Below are 18,253 nucleotides of genomic sequence, written 5' to 3' on the forward strand. Positions count from 1 at the left end.
GGGTTGAAACATGGCTTATCAACGTTTCAGTCTGTTTCCCGATTCCCCGTCGTTCAAAGACCTCTTCTCGGCACGTTCCATGCGATACCGCTGGCGCAACGGCGATCCCGTGATCACCGTCACGATCATGGTGATATGCGTCGCGGTCTGGATTGTCGAAACACTATTGAAAATCGCCTGGCCGGCCAGCTACAACTCGTTCGTCGGCGCAGGCGTATTCATGCCCGCGCTGGCGACCCACCGTCCATGGACCTTCATTACGTCAATGTTCCTGCACCAGCCGGCCTCCCTATGGCACATTCTCTTCAACATGCTGACTTTGTGGTGCGTCGGGCCCGTATTGGAACGCATGATGGGGCATCTGCCATACCTCGCGCTATATGTGCTGTCAGGACTGGGCGGAGGCGCCGGCATGATGGTCTGGGCACTGTTTTCGCAAGATGGTTGGATAACATCTTCATACGGCGCTTCCGGCGCGCTATTTGGCCTGTTCGCGGCCATTCTGGTGGTATACCAGCGCATTGGTATCGACATTCGATCCATGATGATCTGGATGCTCATCAACTTCCTGATGCCGATCATCACGCCGAACATCGCATGGCAGGCGCATGTTGGCGGATTCATCATCGGAGGCGTGTTCACTTGGCTGCTGGTTTCGGGTCTGCATGCGTTGCGCGGCAAAAGCCTGCAGCAGCGCACGCTGATTTACGGCGCAATCATGTTGGTCGTGATTATTGCGATTGTCGTCGCATGCAATATGGGCAATCCATTTCGCGTCAACCCCCTTCTTGGCATGTTCTTCTAGTTGGCAGGCAGGAGAAAAAACAGATTCGGGGGAATTGCAGATATGCACTTATCCACATTTGTGGATAACCTTGTGGATAAGTGAGGGTTGAACTGTGGGTAAGCCGGGGATAACTCGGTGCATTATCCACAGAGATATTCACAAAACGGCGAATTCCCCGGCTTTTCAACGGTAGAAAATGTGGATAAACCGTCTGTGCATAGCGAAAAAATGGGGAAAAATGCCGTTCTATATCTTGTGGATGGCCGCAAGACTGTCCACAAGATATAGACGCTATCCACATTCGTCCACAATAATCCACGACTTATCCACATATTGCGAAACTAAAAAATCCCCATAATAGATGACGAATCAACAAAACGAAATCAGGTGCGTCACCAATGACAATCATGAATGACAAGACGCGCGAATTCGTGGCGATGCATCGCGACGAGGACGTGCGCGAACTGGCGTTGAAAGCCAAGCGCGTAGACGGACTCGATTTGCCGTTGGCGCTCGACCAGATCGCCGGATGGCAGATCGCAAGCAAAAAACTGCCGCAATGGGCCTCCTGCGAGGGAATCGTATACCCTCCGCACATTTCCATGGAGCAGTGCTCCTCACAGTTCACCGCCCAATACAAGTCCGAAATCACACAAACCCTGCTCGTACCATCCGCAACCGTGCACGCCAGAATGTCCGATTCTGCCGAATCGGACATGCAAACGGCAAAAAGTGCGCTCCACTTGTCCGATTCTGCCGAATCGGACACTCAAGAAGCTAAAACGGGCTTACGGATGTCCGATTCTGGAGAATCGGACACATTGGTGGCGAAGAGGGCTATGGTGGATCTGACGGGCGGGTTCGGGGTGGACTTCTCATATCTGGCGCGCGGATTCAGCCAAGCCACTTATGTGGAACGGCAACGGCACCTGTGCGAACTGGCCGAACACAATATGGCCGCGCTGGGGCTTGACCAGGCTCGCATCGTGTGCAGCGACGGTGTGGAATACCTCAGTCAGATGGATCCGGTGGACTTTATCTACCTTGATCCGGCCCGTCGCGACGAGCATGGCTCGCGCACTTACGCCATCGAAGATTGCACACCGAATGTGCTCGAATTGCGCGACCTGCTGCTCGCCAAATCGCGCTTCACGTTGGTCAAACTCTCGCCGATGCTTGACTGGCGCAAAGCAGTCGTCGATTTCGATGGGGCCGTACGCGAAGTGCATATCGTGGCCACCGGCAACGAATGCAAGGAACTGCTGCTGGTACTGGGACGGCCGGCGCAGGCGAATGCGCGCGACAGCGTGGATGGTGCGGGTTCGTACCAGCGTCTTGCGCCGCACGTGTTCTGCGTGAACGACGATCAGCGGATCGACTATGATTCCGCCAAATATACGCAAGGCCTGCGCATTGGCGGCAAACCGCTGCCGGATGCGAAAAGGTACTTGTATGAGCCGAATGCGTCGATTATGAAGGCCGGCTGTTTCGATCTGGTCGAAGAACGATTCGGTGTGACGCAGATCGGTCCGAGCAGCCATCTGTTCGTGTCGGAACAGCAGATAGCCGATTTTCCGGGACGAGGATTTGCGATTGAAGCAGTCGGAAGCATGAATAAAAAAGATACAAAACGATTGCTGAATGGTGTGAAACAAGCGAATATCGCGGTACGTAATTTCCCGCTTACGGCACCGCAGTTACGCAAGAAATTGAAGCTTGCCGACGGTGGAACGGTCTACCTGTTTGGTACCACCATGCAAGGTGGCGGTCATGTGCTGCTGCGCACGTCGAAAATCTGAACAAGCAAACCGGAAATTGAGAAAAAGCACGAGACAAGTGATAGGCGAGTCGCAGAAATAGCAAGACGATTGCGAAAGATGATAGTGTCCGAAAGATTACGCAATCTCACCGAAAGCACGACAAGTGCGAAAAATTACGAAAAGCTTGCGAAAGGATCGTAAAAAGGGTATGCGAAAAGGGCGTCTGACTGTACGAAGAAGTGCAGACGCCCTCGCTTCAAACGTGCTACTGAGGCTGCCTAAACAGTAAACGCGAAACGGTGGGTCAGCGCCACCACATGGTCATGATGAATCCGATCATGATGATCGAGAACGCGATGGCCAGATTCCATGCGCCGATGTTCGGAATCGGGTAGTCAGAGGTTAGATAGTAGACCACGGCCCAAATCAGGCCGATGACCATCAGCGTGCAGAACAGAGGCACAAACCAGCGTGGATTGGACTTGGTGCCCTTGATGGTCTCCTCCACGCGGCGGGTGTTTTCCGCCTGACGGTTCATCATGCGCTGCATCTGCGGGGTCAGAGCATCCTTGTCGACAGTGGCGTTCAGCACCGCTTCGACGCGGTCCATCGGAATGTCGAGATCGTCATCGTCGTCGGAATCAGTGGAAGCGGATTCGACGGTGGTTTCCTCAGTGGCATCCTGAACGGTTTCGTTGCCCTCTTCAACGGCAGCGGTGTCACCCGTGGACTGCAGATCGTTCTGATCGTCCGCGGTGGTTTCGTGCAGCTCTTCGTCAGCCATCAGCATAGTCTCCTTTAATAGGCTAAAAGTCATAATAGTGGGTAGACTCGAAAGCGGCGAACTCACAGCGTAAAAACTGTTCTCAATCACAGCGAATGCTTAACAGGAATCAGGAAGGTCCGCATGGCGAAGCACACCGGAAAGCACGCCGCGAAACGGTCGAAAGTGGCCGGAGCGGTGGCATTTCTCGTGCTCATGTTCTCCGGATTCCTACTCGCCACGAACCTGCGCGTGAACCGTTCCGTCGTGGTGTCCAACGATACCGCCGAACTCGTGGAACAACGCGTGAAAAAAGTCAACTCCCTGCAGACGGAAGTCGACGCGCTCAGCTCCCGCGTGAACGATCTGAGCAAAACACTGAGCAGCCAGGACGACACCGACCTGAAAGACAGCGAAAGCGCAGGCAACGGCACCCTGCTGCCCGCGGTGGAAGGCCCCGGACTCGTGGTTACGCTCGACGACTCGCCGCTCTGGGAAAACATGGTCGACTCCAGCGGGTCGACATCCAACATCAACGATTACGTGGTGCACCAGCAAGACATCGAAGCCGTAGTGAACGCGTTGTGGGCGGGCGGCGCGGAATCCATGATGATCATGGACCAGCGCGTGCTCTTCAACTCCGCGGTGCGCTGCTCCGGCAACGTGTTGCTCCTGCAGGGCAAAAAGTATTCGCCGCCATTCACCATTTCCGCGATCGGGCCGGTCGACAATATGAAAAAAGCGCTCGACGATTCGCAGGACGTGACTATATACCGGCAGTACGTCAGCGCGTTCGGCTTAGGCTGGCAGGTCGAAGAAAAAGAAAAACTGCATTTCGAGGCGACCGACGCTCTGCAGCAGCCGCTGCAATACGCGCAGGCGATGAGCGACGGAACAGAAGAAACGCAGCAAACGGACGCAACGCAGCAATTACAAGATGTGCAGGAATCGCAAGAGGGGAAGTAAACGATGAAGCACGTGGCACATAGACAACGCCGCAAAAGCGTGGTATGGACGATACTTGGCATACTCGCCGAACTCATGCTGACCGCAGCGGCCGTCTGCGCGCTTTACATCGCATGGCAAATGTGGTGGACGGGCGTGCAAGCCGAACACAACCAAATCGAAACGCGCCAATCCGTATCATGGTCCGACCCGGGCCAATCCGACAACGTCACCATCGCGCAGGCGCAGGAAGGCGACCCGCCAACGCAACCGCAAAGCGCGCAGGAAGGTGAGCTGATCGCCCAAGTCTACATTCCGCGATTCGGCAGCCAATGGCAACGCAACCTCGTTGAGGGAACTTCCCTCACCGAACTCAACAAACACGGCCTCGGCCACTATAAAGACTCGCAAATGCCCGGCCAAGTCGGCAACTTCGCTTTTGCAGGCCACCGCAACGGCTACGGACAGCCACTCGGCGATGTCGACAAACTGCAGGAAGGCGACCCGATTATCATCCGCACGCAGGATTACTGGTATGTGTACCACTACACGAGCTACAAAATCGTGCTGCCGACCGACATCGAAGTGGTCGCCGCCAACCCCGAAAATCCCGGCGCTACACCGACCAAACGCATGCTGACCATGACTACGTGCGAACCGAAATATTCCACGCCGACGCACCGCTGGATCAGCTACGCGGAATTCTCATACTGGGCGAAAGTGTCCGACGGCATCCCCCAGGAGCTCACATCCACCGACTCCAACGGCAAAGTCAAATTCGTCAACAACGAAAAATCGTCGATCGTCGCATCCGTCAGCTCGCTTGAACCGTGGATTTTCGGCGCGCTTGCCGCATACGTGATCATCTTCCTTTCCGCGCTCGTGGCATGGCGTTGGCCGTACCTCGCCGACGTGCGCGCGGGACGTCGCGAAAAGCCGGAATTCAGCTTGTACGGAGGATTGATGCGATTGCAGCCGGGCGTACTTCCGATTCGACTCGTGCTGATGGCGTTGTTGATTTTCGCGGCGGCCGCATCGTGCTTTGAATGGTTGTTCCCGTGGGCTGCGACGAATATTCCGACATTGCAGGAAATGTCGAATTACACGGCCGTATAAGGCGCTTTTTGCAGTTGCTGCGGTTGCTGCGTGAGACGCGCGTCATGCTATGACATGTTGCGCACGTAGACTGCTGTTCAAACGCAAGTATTCGCACAACGCAAGCATTCGGAATATTCGAAGGATTTGAAGCATTCGAACGATTCGAAATATTCGGATGCCGGCATTCCAACGTCGATAGGAGCATGATGACCGATTCCGCACGCATTCTGGTCGTGGATAATTACGATTCGTTCGTGTACACGATCGTCGGATATTTGAAGACGTTGGGTGCCACGGTGACGGTGGTGCGCAACGATGCGATCGACCCGAGCGAGGACGGTGTGATCGACGAATATGACGGCGTGCTGATCTCCCCAGGGCCTGGTGCTCCGGCGGAATCCGGTGCCAGCGAAGGCATGATCCGCCTATGCGCGGAGCAGTCCAAGCCCATGTTCGGCGTTTGCTTGGGCATGCAGGCACTGGCCGAAGTGTTCGGCGCCACCGTAAGCCATGCGCCTACCATCATGCACGGCAAAACCAGTCTGGTGGAGCACATCGACGACGAGATCTTCGAAGGAGTGGCCAATCCTATGACCGCCACTCGCTACCATTCGTTGGCCGTGGAGCCTGATTCCGTGCCGGAAGATCTGGTGGTGACCGCGTGGACGCAGAGCGACCACATCGTGCAGGGCATTAAGCACCGCAGCAAGCCGATGTACGCGGTGCAGTTCCACCCCGAATCCGTGATGACGCAGGACGGCTACCGATTGCTTGCGAACTGGCTGAAGGTGTGCGGGCAGGAGAACGCGGTGGAGCGTTCCGCCGGATTGCAGCCGAAGGTCGCGGCCTGAAGGCACGAAAACACGTGAAACGTAAGGACTGTAGGGGATCGCGGAATATGTGAATCGCGCGAAAATCTCGGGAACGCATCTCGGGAAAATGTGGGTTTCGTAAAACGCAATCGTAAGAATGAAGGCCCGGCTGGGGATTTCCAGTCGGGCCTTCATTGTGACTTATGGCGGCTATCGCGGTTGTGACGATCGATCAGTTGCCTTCGCCGGGAGTGGTGCTGTTGTTGCCGTTGTTGCTGTTGCCGCCGTTGTTGTTGCTGTTGGTGCCTCCATTATCGGCGCTGGAGGATTTGGTGGTCAACGTGATCGTGGCTCCGCTGTCGGACTGGGTGCCGGCGGTTGGAGACATGTCCGTGACGGTGCCATCCTCCGGACCGGAAACCGTGACCTGGAAGCCGTAGCTTTCCAGCAGGCTCTTGGCATTCGCATAGCTCATGCCGACCACGCTGGGCACGCTGATCTGCTGCTTGCCGGTGGACACCCAAATTGTGACCGCGGTACCAGCCTCAACCGTGCTTCCGACACCTGGATCGACACGGGTCACAGCGCCGGAAGCGATGGAATCGGAATACTCGTTTTCAATGGTGATTTGCGCCAGACCGGCCTGCTTGAGCTGCGCAATGGCCGAATCCTTCGGCTGTCCTATCAGATTGTCGGGAATCTTGGTCATGCCGGACGAAATGTACAGCGTGATGATCGTGCCCTCGGTTTGCTTCGAATTGGCGGCAGGATCAGTGCTTACCACCTTGTCTTTTTCGATGGATGCGTTGTCTACCGTACGCACGTTGCCCACTTTGAAGCCGGCGGCCTCAAGAATGGACTTCGCATCGTCCTGGCTCTTGTTCGACACATCCGGCACTGCGACCGACTGCGGGCCGGTGGAGAACCATACGGAAACCGTGGAGCCCTTGGAAACCTTCTTGCCGCCCCTTGGATTCTGCTTGGTGATTGTGCCTTTCGGCTTGCTCGAATCGGAATCTTCGCGGGCGTCGAGCTTCAGTCCTTTGGCTGCGAGCTGCTCTTCGACGCGCGCCTCGGAAATATTCGCCGTGGCGGTGAAATCAGGCACTTCCACCATGTCGGCTGCGGAGTCGCTCTTGTTCAGCATGAAGAACACGCCCAGAATGACCAGCAAAGCCACCAGACCGCCCACGACGGAGCCGATAATGATCTGCTTCTTCTTGCGTGCCTTCGCGGCCTCCGCACGCTGTTCCGCACGGGTTTTCGTGGCAACGCCGTTCTGTGGGTTCGGCACGGCCTCGAACTGGCCTGTGACGGGATTGAACGCCTGCGTTGCGGTCGTTTCGCCGGCAGGGGTCATGGCCACGGTATTCGCAGTCATTTCGGCCTGCTTGCGTGCCCTCATATTGGTCAGATCGGTCAACGGATTGAACGCGGCAGCCATCGGCACACCGCCGTTCATGAACGTCAGCAGATCGTTCTTGAATTCGGAAGCCGTGGCGTAACGGTTCTGACGATCCTTCGCCATCGCTTTCGCACAAATCGAATCCCACATCTTCGGCAATCCTGGAACAACCGAACTTGGGGGAGTGGCGACCTCTGAAACATGCTGGTAGGCGATCGCCACTGCGGAATCGCCGGTAAATGGCGGTCTTCCAGTAAGCATTTCATACAGCACACAACCTGCGGAATACAGGTCGGAACGCATGTCGACGCTTTCGCCGCGCGCCTGCTCGGGAGACAGATACTGCGCGGTGCCGACCACGCCCTGTGACTGCGTCATCGTGGCGGCGGAATCGTCGAGCGCGCGGGCGATGCCGAAGTCCATGACCTTGACCACGCCCTGCTCGGAAATCATGATGTTGCCGGGCTTGATGTCGCGGTGGATGATGCCCATGCGATGCGAATAATCGAGCGCGTTGAGCACACCCATCATCACCTGTTCGGCGTCGCGCTGACTCAAAGCGCCGTTCACTTTGAGAATGTCGCGCAAGGTCTGGCCCTTGACATACTCCATCACCAGATACGGCAGATGCTCGGTCTGGCCGGTTTCGGTGGTGACGACTTCCTCGCCCGAATCGTAGATGTTCACGATGTTGGGATTGTTCATTTGCGCCACGGAATGGGCTTCGCGACGGAAACGCTCAAGGAAGATCTTGTCGTTGGCAAAGTCGGCACGCATGATCTTGACCGCGACGGTACGCCCAAGACGCGTATCGAGCGCCACGTGCACTTCGGCCATGCCGCCACGGCCGACCAGTTGGCCGAGCTGGTAACGTTCACCAGCCAAAGAGGTAGGCATGTTGATGTTCATCCCTGTTCCTTCCCATCAGTGATCAAGGAGATATGAGGTCTGCTAACCACGCGGCGCGGAAGCCTTCCACCTGTAGGCACCACCATCGTGTCAGCCAATTGTGTCTGCTGGTCGAGCAGACGGCGTTCGATGCGGGACAATGTGCGCGACACCGTCAACGCGTCCTTCGGACGGTCAAGGGGATCCTTGGCCAGCATTGACATGACGAATTCACGCAGCTGCACATCGACGGAGTCAGGCAGCGGCGGAACCGGATTGTTGACATGGGCTGCGGCGATGTCAACCGGCGTGGCACCCGTGAACGGACGATGCCCGCACAGACCCTCGTAGGCGACGACGCCAAGCGAATAGATATCGGATTGAGGTGTGGCATGCTGGCCCTGCGCCTGCTCCGGGGAAATGTACTGCGCGGTGCCCACCACCATGCCATCCTGCGTGATCTGTTCCTGATTAGTGGAGTAGGAGACGCCGAAATCGGTGATCTTCACCTCGCCGGAATCGGACACCATGATGTTCGCCGGCTTCACATCGCGGTGGATCACGCCATGCGAATGGGCGACGAACAGGCCACGGGCGGTCTGGATGAGAATCGGCAGCAAGCGGGTCGGCTCCATCGGACCATTCTGCTCGTGGAACAGGTCGGCCAACGACTTGCTGGGCACATACTCCATAATGAGGAAGCCGATGCCGTCATGCTCGTAATATTCGAACAACGCGGCGATATTCGGGTGTGCAAGATTGGCGGAATTATGCGCTTCCGCACGCAAGCGAAGCAGTTTGGCCTCCTGCGTGACCCCTAAATCGCCACGCAACGCCTTGATGGCCACTGGTCGGCCCAACTGGATGTCGTAGCCTTTCCACACTTCGCCCATGCCACCTTGGGCTAGACGGGCATCCAACCTGTAGCGTCGGTGGATGAGCTGTCCTTCAATCAGTTTCACTCTGCCAGCGCCTCCTGCATCATCGCTTTCATAATCGGTCCTGCGGCGAACGAGCCATACAAGTCCACATTGTGCACCACCACGGCAACGGCGATCTTCGGATCATCCGCAGGGGCGAATCCTATCACCCAGCCGTCGATGGACGTGTTGCCGTCGCCGATCTGCGCGGTGCCGGTTTTCGCTGCTACTTGCACGCCGTCGATGGCCAGATTCTGGTTTTCCTTGGTGACCACGGCTTCCATCATCTGTGTGAGCTTGCCCGCGGTGTCCGAACTGAACGCGCGGCTCATCACCCGCGGCTTGGTCTGCGAGATGACCGACAGATCGGAGGAACGCACGCAATCCACCAACGTCGGGCGCATGACCTTGCCGCCGTTCGCCACTGCAGCAGCCACCAGTGCGTTCTGTAGCGGGGTCGCCACGGTGTCTCCCTGGCCGATGGACGCCAAGGCGAGCTTGTCGTCGGACACATCGGTTGGAAAATTCGACGCCACGCTTACCCACGGCGTGCCCGTGGATTCGGAACCGTCGACGGCGATCGGATTGTCGAAACCAAGTTTTTCGGCCATGGATGAGACCTTTTCGTCACCCAAAGCCACTCCCAGCTGGGCGAATGCGGTGTTCGACGAATACGCCATCGCGTCTTCCAACGTGATCTTGCCATCCGAACCGTCGGCCTGCGACACGTCGTTCGTCAACTGCGTGGCCGTGCCTGGAAGCGTATAGCTCGATCCGGCCGGAATCTCGGTGTCAGTCTGGTATTCGCCCGTTTCCAACGCGGCGGCCGCCACCACCGTCTTGAACGTGGATCCCGGAGGATACAGCTGGGAGGTGACGCGGTTGAGCATCGGGTTCGATTCGTTTTGCGAGAGCGTGGAATAGTTGCCGTTCGCTTCGGACGTGTCGTGGCTTGCCAGCTGGTTCGGATCGTAGCTTGGCGTGCTCGCCATGGCGAGAATACGGCCGGTCTTCACTTCGATGGCCACGGCCGCGCCGTCATTGTTGGCGAGACCGTTGTAGGCGGCCTGCTGGATCTTCGGATCGATGGACGTTTCGATGGTCGCGCCCTTGTTCTCTTGGCCGGTGAACAGCGATTTGAACCGCTGCCACACCAGTTGGTCGGATTGGCCCGACAGCAGCGAGCTGCGCGAGGCTTCGATACCGCTCCAACCGCGCTGGCTGATGGAGAAGAAGCCGGTGACCGGCGCATACAGCTCGCCGGCCGCATAGGAGCGCTGATAGGAGAACGCGTCGTTCGACGGGTCGGATTTGGCGATGACGGAGCCGTCCGACGCGAGAATCGCGCCACGCGGAGCACCATACTCGTGGTAGAGGGCGCGGGTGTTGCGCGGGTCGCTGTTGAGCTGGTTCGCGCGAATCGCCGTGATGATCGTGGTGGACATGCCCAGAATGACGAACAGCGCCACCACGATGGTGAACAGTTGGCGAAGTGATTTATTCATGCTTGGCTCCCCTCTGACGTGTTGCCCGATGGGTTCGGCGTGCTCGTCATGTCAGCTGTGCCGAACCCATTCGATGGGGGAGCAGGGGGCACGATTGGCGTGCCTGCGACCGGCGTTTCCGTGGAGATGATTTCCGTTGCCTGCGATTGCTGCATGGTGGCCGGTATGGCGACTTGCGGAACGGCTTGCGTGGCTGCTTGTGAAACAGCTTGCGATTGTGCAGCGGATTGCTCGGAGGCAACGCTTCTGCGGGCGCGGCTCTGCTTGCGGGCGCTCAGTGCCTGCATCGCCTCGTATTGGAACGTGTCGCTGTCGATATCGGATTCGGGTTTGTTTGCCGAGTTGGAAATCACCATTAAGAGTGTTGCCAACATGTAATTCGCTATGAGTGAGGATCCGCCGGCGGCCATGTACGGAAGAGTCAAACCCGTAAGCGGTATGACTAACGTGATGCCTCCCACCACGGTGAACACCTGGAAGGCCATGGTGAACACGAGGCCCGATGCGAGAAGTTTGCCGAACCCATCCTTGATTTTCATCGCAGTGATCATCCCGGCGGCGATGATGAGCAAATAGAGCATCAGAATGGCCATCAGGCCGGTGAGACCCAGCTCTTCGCCAAGTGCCGCGTAGATGTAGTCGGAGTTGGCGATCGGAGTGAGCGACGGGTGACCTTGCCCAAGGCCGGTGCCCATCAAGCCGCCTGATGCCAAGCCGAAAATACCTGTGACGAGCTGGTATGAGCCGCCATACTCCTTGTTGTATTGCGTCGAGTCGAACGGATGCAGCCAGGCGCCAACACGGGCGCCGACATGGCTGAAAATGTTGGCCGCCGCAAACGCGCCCACGGCGAACGCGATGAAACCAATCACAATCCAACTGGTACGCCCTGTGGCCACATACAGCATGGATACGAACATGGCGAAGAACATGAGCGACGTGCCCAAATCGTGCTGCATGACCAGCACGCCCATCGACACGATCCACACCACGATGATCGGCCCCAGATCCTTGATGCGCGGCAACTGCAGGCCCAACACCTTCTTGCCGCCGACCGCAAGCTGGTCGCGGTGGTCATATAGGTAGGAGGCGAAGAAGAACGCAAGGAACAGCTTCGCGAATTCGCTTGGCTGGAACGATCCCAAACCGGGAATCTTCACCCAAATACGGGCGCCATACTGTTCGGAACCGACCACCGGAAGCATCGGCGACAGCAGCAACACCAAACCGATTACCATGCTGACGTACGAGAACCGCCGCAACACACGGTAATCCTTCATGAAAATCACCAGCAGATCCGCCACAACCAGCGCGATCGACAGCCAAAGCAACTGTTTGAACGCGACGGACGTGTTCAAATCCTGATCGATGCGGGCGATCATCATGATGCCGGTGCCCGTCAGCACCATCACGCAGCACATGATCGCTTGGTTGGCGTACGGCTGGAACCGCAGCAGCAATCCCCAGGCAGTCAGGAACAATGCGCCGACGAATGCAAGCATCCACAGGTAACTATGCGGAAAACCGCCAGCGGTGCGTTCGAACATCTGGAAGAATGAGACGCCGCAAATCAGCATGCTGAACAAGAGTAGGCCGAATTGCTTCAGACGGGTTGCCATCATGACTGGTCACCGCCTGACTTGTCTGCCGAAGCGTTGCTCGAATCACCTGATTTGCTTGACGATTTGTCGGAAGTCGTATCAGAGGATTTGCTTGACGACTTGCTGTCGGATCCGCTGTTCGTCTTGTTTTGCACCTTCTGCGCTTCGGCGTCCTGCTGCTGTTTCAGCTGCTTTTTAATCAGGCGCGTATGCGTTTTCGCCTCGCCGTACGTATCGAAGGAAATGCCCTGCGCGAGTTGCTCCTGCCAACTTGGCGGCAGTTCGCTCGTCTTCATATTGGTGTCGGTGATGGCATGCGATAGCTGGAAGCCGAACAGACTGGTCGGCACGCCTTGGAAAATCGACACTTCGCCGTTATTGTCGCCGATATAGTACTTGGTTTGGCTCCAGCGGTAGGTTGCGAAAGCGCCGCCTGCCAGCCCTAGCAGTATCACGATGGTGATGATGATGGCGATCACGCGGTTGCGTCGGGTGCGTGATCGCTTCGTCTTGCGTTGCTCGATATGTTCGTTGTGGATGGCTTTGGCGACTTCCGGATCGTTTGGATCGGCGGAAATACGGCCGTCATCCTTTTGTACGACGGGGATTTCTCCGGTATCGGGATTGGTGCGGTCGCCGTTTTCCTCGCGTACTGTGGATGGTTGTGCCACGCGCTGTTCCTGAGGATTGTCGTTTTCGTCGGGATTCTTACCGTTGCGCAATGCCGCCGCGCGGGCCGCCGGCGACTTCTTACCTTCGCGCAGTGCGGGTGCGGATGCGACCGGCTCGTTGATGATGTCGGCGATCGGTTCGAGGCTTGCGCTGGCCGCGCCGCCGACCAGCGGTGTCTGATGTGGCAGGTCGAACGTGTCCGCGTCGAGGGCGAGCGTCGCGTCGGCGATGACCGCGGTGACATTGTCGGTACTGCCGGCACGAAGCGCCATTGAAACCAGCTGTTGAGCGCATTCTTCCTGATCGGAGCAGGTGGATAGCACCTCCTGCAACGTGGAATCCTCAAGCACGCCGCACAAGCCGTCGGAGCATAGCAGCCAACGGTCGGACGGATGCGCCTTGCGTACGGCGATGTCCGGGCGCGAGTCGATATCGAAATCGCCCAAAACCCGCATCACGACGTTGCGCTGCGGATGATTGCGCGCCTCGGACTCGCTGATGCGGCCGGTATCAATCAAATGCTGCACGTAGCTGTGGTCGGATGTCATGCGGATCAAACGGCCGTCATGTAGTAGATACGCGCGGGAATCGCCGATATGCGCCACAACCCAATATCCCGCAACCAGTGCGACGGAAGTGACGGTGGTGCCCATGCCCGCGAGGCGACGTTCACGTTTCGCCTTACCGACGATCGCGTCATGCGCGGCCATCACCGAGGTTTTCAGCATGTGGGCAATAATCTGGACATCGCCCTGCACATTGTCTTGCTCGATGTGGGCCAGCGAACGGATGGCGATGGTGGAGGCGGTGTCGCCTCCCGCATGGCCTCCCATGCCGTCGCAGATGGCGATCAGATGCTCGCCTGCGAACGCGGAATCTTGATTGTTGGAACGTACGGTACCCACGTCGGAAACGACGGTGGAATACATGAACAGCGGTTGTGAAGCGGGGGAAGTCGGCAAACAGGTCACCTCAATTCGAAGGTGGTTGCGCCAATGCGTACGGGAATGCGTGTTCCGAGAATCATCGGCGCGTTCAGACGCTGCTGGTTGACCACAGTGCCGTTGGTGGAACCCAGATCTTCGACGGCCCATTTGCCGGTGGCGGGATCCGTGTAGACGCGCGCATGGTGGGATGAGACGAATTCATCATCCAAGACCACGGTGTTCGATGCGGAACGGCCAAGCGTGATGGTGTTGCCGGTCAGGGGGACGGAACTGCCGGCAAGAGGGCCATCGATGATGACCAGCAAGGTAGGTTTGGCACTTGATGTAGCGCCGACCGCCGGCGCGAGGGCGGCCACGGGCGCTGGCGCTTCGACGGCCTTGCGCGCGCGACGCTCCTTACGGCGATGAGCCCGCGACTTGCGCGGGCTGAGCGTTTCCACATCCCTGTACAGCGAACGCACCGTGCAGGCTACGAAGATCCAAAGCAGTACGAGGAAGCCGTACTTGAGGATCGCGAAAGTAAGTTCAGTGAGCATAGAGGCAACTCCCGAGATTGGGGTTGGTTACTCCTGATCCTGCGAAGAGGCCCAATACAGGATTCGGGTGCGGCCGATGGTGATGGTGTTGCCGTCGAGCAGCGTGGCCGCCTCGACATGGTGGCCTTCGACATACATGCCGTTGGTGGAGCCCAGATCGCGCGCGATGACGGTGCTGCCATTGTCGGTGACGTCAATCTCCATATGGCGGCGGGAGATGCCCGGATCGTCAATCACGATGTCGCAGTCGGATCCGCGGCCGATGATGGTCTTGCTTTCCGTAAGCAGATACTGGTGCTCGCCGATCTCCAGCATCGGGCAATCCTCGGTTTGCGCCTCGGTGGTGACGGGCACGGTGTTGCCTTGCACGGATTCGCTCGTCAGCTTGAAGTTGCTCTTGGTCAAGTCGAGGTCCTCTTCGAAGATCACCACGACCGGGCCTACGAATGCGTAATGCTGGTCCTTCGCATACTGGGTGAGGTTGTCGGCCAGCTCGTTGGCTAGCGCCTCGGCACCCCAATCGACGATGTTGTTGAAATCCGGTGTGCTGAGCTTGAAACGGTACTCGTTCGGCGCCACGGTACGGTCTCGCGTGACGGGCATGGCCTCTTTATCAATCTCACGTTCCAGCGCGCTGGAAAGGTCGACGGGCTGCAGGTCCTTGGACCCGAACTTGGCGAAAACCCCGTTGACGGCGCCTTCCACGCTCTTCTCAAATCGGTCGAGAACACTCATGCTTGTCCCTTTCTATCCTCACCCATCCTACGCGGTAGAGCGCCGAGCGCCAATTCGTAAGCCCTTTAATTGCAAAAATTTCATTCAATATTTCGGTCTTCATACCATCTAGGGGGTATATGATTCTGGGTTTGTCACCATCATTTCGATTCCATGCTATGCGATGGATGTCTGTGGGAAAGGAGATATGGAATGGTGATAGGTTGGAAATATGACAGATGCGATTCGACAGTTTCCTCGTAAAAAAGCTCGTACACTGCGGTTTTCCTGCGGAGCTCCGCGTTCCGCGCGTGTGATTGCAGACGGTTCCCGTGCATTGTTCCTGCGTTCCGACGGATCGGAAGACACCGTCACCTCACTGTGGATGAGCGTGATCGACGAAAACGGCAACGCCAGCGAAATGCTGCTTGCTGATCCACGCACGCTGCTCGCCGATGCCGACGCCGAAGACGTTCCCGCTGAGGAACGGGCGCGTCGCGAACGTGCACGCGAAGGTGGTTCCGGAATCGTCGGCTATTCCATCGACGCAAGTGGCAACCGCGTGACCTTCACCATCAACGGACAACTCTTCCTCACCGACATCGCAGTCGGCGTGACGCGAGCTATCGCCATAGAAGAAGACGAGCTCAAGCCGGTACTGAATCCGCGTATCAGCCCTGACGGGCAGCATGTCATGTACACCACCGGCACCTATCTGGTGAATGTCGATCTTGCCGATACCGCTTTCGACACGGCTTTCGGTGACGACGATTGCGAAATCGGAGACGCGATTTCGGTAGTCGCTTCAATCCCGCAAGACGGCGAATGGAAGATCGGCTTGGCGGAATTCGCAGCAGGCGAGGAAATGGACCGCTACGACGGCTTCTGGTGGTCTCCCGATTCCAAATATGTGCTGTTCGAAACCTACGACGAATCCCCGGAACCAATCTGGCATCTTTCAGACCCAGCCAATCCTGCGAATCCTGCACGATCCAACCGCTATCCGCAAGCATTGACCGCCAATGCCAACGTGCGACTGACCCTGCTGGAACTCGGCTTCGACAGCGACAACTGCTGCTACGGGGCAATCGCCAATGAGGTGCAGTGGGATCATGAAACCTACGAATACTTGGCCGCAGTCAGCTGGACGAGCGGGCATGAGCCGATCATCCTCGTGCAAGACCGACTCCAGCAGCACGATCAGGTACTCGCCATCCACGTGGGCGAACCGATCGCCACCATGCGAGACGCGGAAAACGGATTTACCGACGACGAAGGCGACCAAGTCGAAACCTTCTCCATCGCCATCCCCGAATATGCCGAAGGTGAACGCCCGGGCAGCACGCGCGTGCTCGAAGAACACAGCAACGCCTACTGGCTCGACCTGATCCACGGTACGCCCGCGTTCACGCCGAACGGACGTCTGATCTGCGCGATGAACGACATGGATACCGACACGAACCGCCTTACCGTCGATGGCGTGCCCTTCACGCCGGCCGGACTGCAGGTGCGCGAAGTGCTCAATGTGACCGACGACGACGTGCTCTGCGTGGTACAACGTACCCCCGAACTGTTGCCTGACGACAGCCTGCCATTCCTCTGGCAGTCCAACGCCGCCGATCATGACGCCCGCAGCTTCGACGTGGTGTCGATCCGCTATGACGGCACATGGGAACCCCTCACCTACGCGCCCGGTCAATGGACCATGTCTCGCGCGGGCAACGGCTGCGTGGTGACCGGACGCGGCATGGATGATGCAACTGTGCAAATGCAGCATTGCATGAACGTCGTCACAACCGACGAAAATGGTACAGACGTGGCGTCAATGGTGGTCTCACCAATCGAAAACCATGCCGAAACCCCCGGATTCACGCCGAACGTACACTTCACCCGACTTGGCGAACGTGGCCTGTACACGGCAATCGTGCTCCCTTCGGCTAGCAGCGAATACGCGCATGCCGACACTCTGCCGGTACTCATGAAACCTTACGGCGGTCCCGGATTCCAGCAAGTCGTCGAAAACCAATCCTTCTACTGGGATGCGCAATGGTGGGCCGACCAAGGCTACATCGTGGTCACCGCCGACGGACGCGGCACCACCGGACGCGGGCCGAAATGGGACCGTGCCATCTACGAAACCATGAAATCCGTGACGCTCGAAGACCAAGTAGACGCCGTACGTGCGCTACCGGAAGCGTTGGCAACACTGGCTGCGCAAGAAAACAAGGAATCCTCGGAAACCACCATCCCGCAACCCGACCTCAACCGTGTAGCCATGGTCGGCTGGTCGTACGGCGGATTCCTTTCCGCGCTCGCCGTGCTGGAAGCGCCGGAAACCTTCGCTGCGGCCTGCGCGGGCGCACCCCCGACCGACTGGACGTTGTACGACACGCACTACACCGAACGCTACTTGGGTCTTGATCCGGCCGTGTATGAACGTAACAGCATCATCTCCGACGCGCCTCAGCTTGATCGCCCGCTCATGCTCATTCACGGATTCGCCGACGACAATGTGACGATCGCGCACAGCCTACGCCTGAGCCAAGCGCTGATGGCGGCCGGACGCAAGCACACGTTTCTGCCGCTGACCGGCATCACGCATATGACCAATGACGAAACCGTCGCTGAAAATCTGCTGATCCTGCAGCGCGATTTCCTCGCGGAAGCATTGGAACGGTAGTGCTGAGCCGATAGCGCTGTAATGATGGCTGCAACATCGCAAGCAAAAGCGACGAACAAAAGCAAAACGCGTTCCCCCGCGACTCACGGACTGCCAAGCATCCGAGCGTCGTGGGCGAACGCGTTCCCTTCTCGATTGCCAACATAAAACAGGCGAAAGCGACTTCGCAAGCGAGAGGGTACCACATTTGTGTACCCCCCCCCAATTTGGGCTTGGAAAA

The 18,253-nt window shown here is 57.8% G+C and carries 14 protein-coding genes; 6 read left to right on the forward strand and 8 right to left on the reverse strand.

The features are described from left to right. The first annotated feature begins 10 nt into the window (after nt 1-10). Nucleotides 11-805 carry a rhomboid family intramembrane serine protease gene (locus tag CE168_RS06385; protein ID WP_099571603.1) on the forward strand — a complete coding sequence of 265 codons (795 nt, stop codon included), beginning with the start codon at nt 11-13 and terminating at the stop codon, nt 803-805. Between the two features lie 380 nt (nt 806-1,185). After that, the gene (locus CE168_RS06390) at nt 1,186-2,586 is read left to right on the forward strand and encodes a class I SAM-dependent methyltransferase (protein ID WP_099571604.1); all 1,401 of its coding nucleotides are present in this window, start codon (nt 1,186-1,188) and stop codon (nt 2,584-2,586) included. A 265-nt stretch (nt 2,587-2,851) separates the two neighbouring features. Here the strand turns inward: CE168_RS06390 and crgA are convergent, their stop codons facing one another. Continuing rightward, entirely contained in the window at nt 2,852-3,337 is a 486-nt protein-coding gene (gene crgA / locus CE168_RS06395; protein ID WP_099571605.1) for a cell division protein CrgA, read from the reverse strand. 117 nt (nt 3,338-3,454) lie between these two features. On the opposite strand from crgA, the gene CE168_RS06400 reads away from it, so the two are divergent. The 3 genes from CE168_RS06400 to CE168_RS06410 all read left to right on the forward strand — a co-directional run bounded on the left by CE168_RS06400 (nt 3,455) and on the right by CE168_RS06410 (nt 6,204). Next, a complete protein-coding gene (locus CE168_RS06400) occupies nt 3,455-4,276 on the forward strand; it encodes a DUF881 domain-containing protein (protein ID WP_099571606.1) in 822 nt (273 codons plus the stop codon). Between the two features lie 3 nt (nt 4,277-4,279). Then, nucleotides 4,280-5,371 carry a class E sortase gene (locus tag CE168_RS06405; protein WP_099571607.1) on the forward strand — a complete coding sequence of 364 codons (1,092 nt, stop codon included), beginning with the start codon at nt 4,280-4,282 and terminating at the stop codon, nt 5,369-5,371. A gap of 188 nt (nt 5,372-5,559) precedes the next feature. Continuing rightward, nucleotides 5,560-6,204, forward strand: a complete 645-nt coding sequence (locus CE168_RS06410; protein ID WP_099571608.1) for an anthranilate synthase component II — start codon at nt 5,560-5,562, stop codon at nt 6,202-6,204. Between the two features lie 193 nt (nt 6,205-6,397). Here CE168_RS06410 and pknB read toward each other — a convergent pair whose 3' ends face one another. Genes pknB through CE168_RS06445 form a run of 7 tightly spaced genes read right to left on the reverse strand, consistent with a single transcriptional unit; the run spans nt 6,398 to nt 15,374 of the window. After that, complete coding sequence (gene pknB, locus CE168_RS06415) at nt 6,398-8,479, reverse strand: Stk1 family PASTA domain-containing Ser/Thr kinase (protein WP_099571609.1); 2,082 nt, start codon at nt 8,477-8,479, stop codon at nt 6,398-6,400. After that, complete coding sequence (locus tag CE168_RS06420) at nt 8,476-9,420, reverse strand: serine/threonine-protein kinase (protein WP_003833608.1); 945 nt, start codon at nt 9,418-9,420, stop codon at nt 8,476-8,478. Before CE168_RS06420 ends, pknB begins: the two co-directional genes overlap by 4 nt. Continuing rightward, the gene (locus CE168_RS06425; RefSeq protein ID WP_099571610.1) at nt 9,417-10,883 is read right to left on the reverse strand and encodes a peptidoglycan D,D-transpeptidase FtsI family protein; all 1,467 of its coding nucleotides are present in this window, start codon (nt 10,881-10,883) and stop codon (nt 9,417-9,419) included. Before CE168_RS06425 ends, CE168_RS06420 begins: the two co-directional genes overlap by 4 nt. After that, nucleotides 10,880-12,505: an FtsW/RodA/SpoVE family cell cycle protein gene (locus CE168_RS06430; protein ID WP_099571611.1), complete on the reverse strand. Its 1,626-nt coding sequence runs from the start codon at nt 12,503-12,505 to the stop codon at nt 10,880-10,882. The genes CE168_RS06425 and CE168_RS06430 overlap by 4 nt, the downstream gene beginning before the upstream one ends. Next, on the reverse strand, nt 12,502-14,118 hold the full coding sequence (locus tag CE168_RS06435) for a PP2C family protein-serine/threonine phosphatase (protein WP_099571675.1): 1,617 nt from the start codon (nt 14,116-14,118) through the stop codon (nt 12,502-12,504). The genes CE168_RS06430 and CE168_RS06435 overlap by 4 nt, the downstream gene beginning before the upstream one ends. Nucleotides 14,119-14,123: 5 nt before the next feature. Beyond that, nucleotides 14,124-14,639, reverse strand: a complete 516-nt coding sequence (locus tag CE168_RS06440; protein WP_003833616.1) for an FHA domain-containing protein FhaB/FipA — start codon at nt 14,637-14,639, stop codon at nt 14,124-14,126. A 27-nt stretch (nt 14,640-14,666) separates the two neighbouring features. Then, nucleotides 14,667-15,374: an FhaA domain-containing protein gene (locus tag CE168_RS06445; protein ID WP_003833618.1), complete on the reverse strand. Its 708-nt coding sequence runs from the start codon at nt 15,372-15,374 to the stop codon at nt 14,667-14,669. 211 nt (nt 15,375-15,585) lie between these two features. Between CE168_RS06445 and CE168_RS06450 the strand changes: the two genes are divergently transcribed. Further along, on the forward strand, nt 15,586-18,033 hold the full coding sequence (locus CE168_RS06450) for a S9 family peptidase (protein WP_099571612.1): 2,448 nt from the start codon (nt 15,586-15,588) through the stop codon (nt 18,031-18,033). Nucleotides 18,034-18,253 lie beyond the last annotated feature (220 nt).

The organism is Bifidobacterium sp. N5G01, assembly GCF_002742425.1.
GTDB lineage: Bacteria > Actinomycetota > Actinomycetes > Actinomycetales > Bifidobacteriaceae > Bifidobacterium > Bifidobacterium hominis.

Bases quoted from the DNA above. Each gene is read 5' to 3' on its own strand.
- CE168_RS06385 (WP_099571603.1), top strand. From the start codon at position 11: ATGGCTTATCAACGTTTCAGTCTGTTTCCCGATTCCCCGTCGTTCAAA.
- CE168_RS06390 (WP_099571604.1), top strand. From the start codon at position 1,186: ATGACAATCATGAATGACAAGACGCGCGAATTCGTGGCGATGCATCGC.
- crgA (WP_099571605.1), bottom strand. From the start codon at position 3,337: ATGCTGATGGCTGACGAAGAGCTGCACGAAACCACCGCGGACGATCAG.
- CE168_RS06400 (WP_099571606.1), top strand. From the start codon at position 3,455: ATGGCGAAGCACACCGGAAAGCACGCCGCGAAACGGTCGAAAGTGGCC.
- CE168_RS06405 (WP_099571607.1), top strand. From the start codon at position 4,280: ATGAAGCACGTGGCACATAGACAACGCCGCAAAAGCGTGGTATGGACG.
- CE168_RS06410 (WP_099571608.1), top strand. From the start codon at position 5,560: ATGACCGATTCCGCACGCATTCTGGTCGTGGATAATTACGATTCGTTC.
- pknB (WP_099571609.1), bottom strand. From the start codon at position 8,479: ATGAACATCAACATGCCTACCTCTTTGGCTGGTGAACGTTACCAGCTC.
- CE168_RS06425 (WP_099571610.1), bottom strand. From the start codon at position 10,883: ATGAATAAATCACTTCGCCAACTGTTCACCATCGTGGTGGCGCTGTTC.
- CE168_RS06430 (WP_099571611.1), bottom strand. From the start codon at position 12,505: ATGATGGCAACCCGTCTGAAGCAATTCGGCCTACTCTTGTTCAGCATG.
- CE168_RS06440 (WP_003833616.1), bottom strand. From the start codon at position 14,639: ATGCTCACTGAACTTACTTTCGCGATCCTCAAGTACGGCTTCCTCGTA.
- CE168_RS06445 (WP_003833618.1), bottom strand. From the start codon at position 15,374: ATGAGTGTTCTCGACCGATTTGAGAAGAGCGTGGAAGGCGCCGTCAAC.
- CE168_RS06450 (WP_099571612.1), top strand. From the start codon at position 15,586: ATGACAGATGCGATTCGACAGTTTCCTCGTAAAAAAGCTCGTACACTG.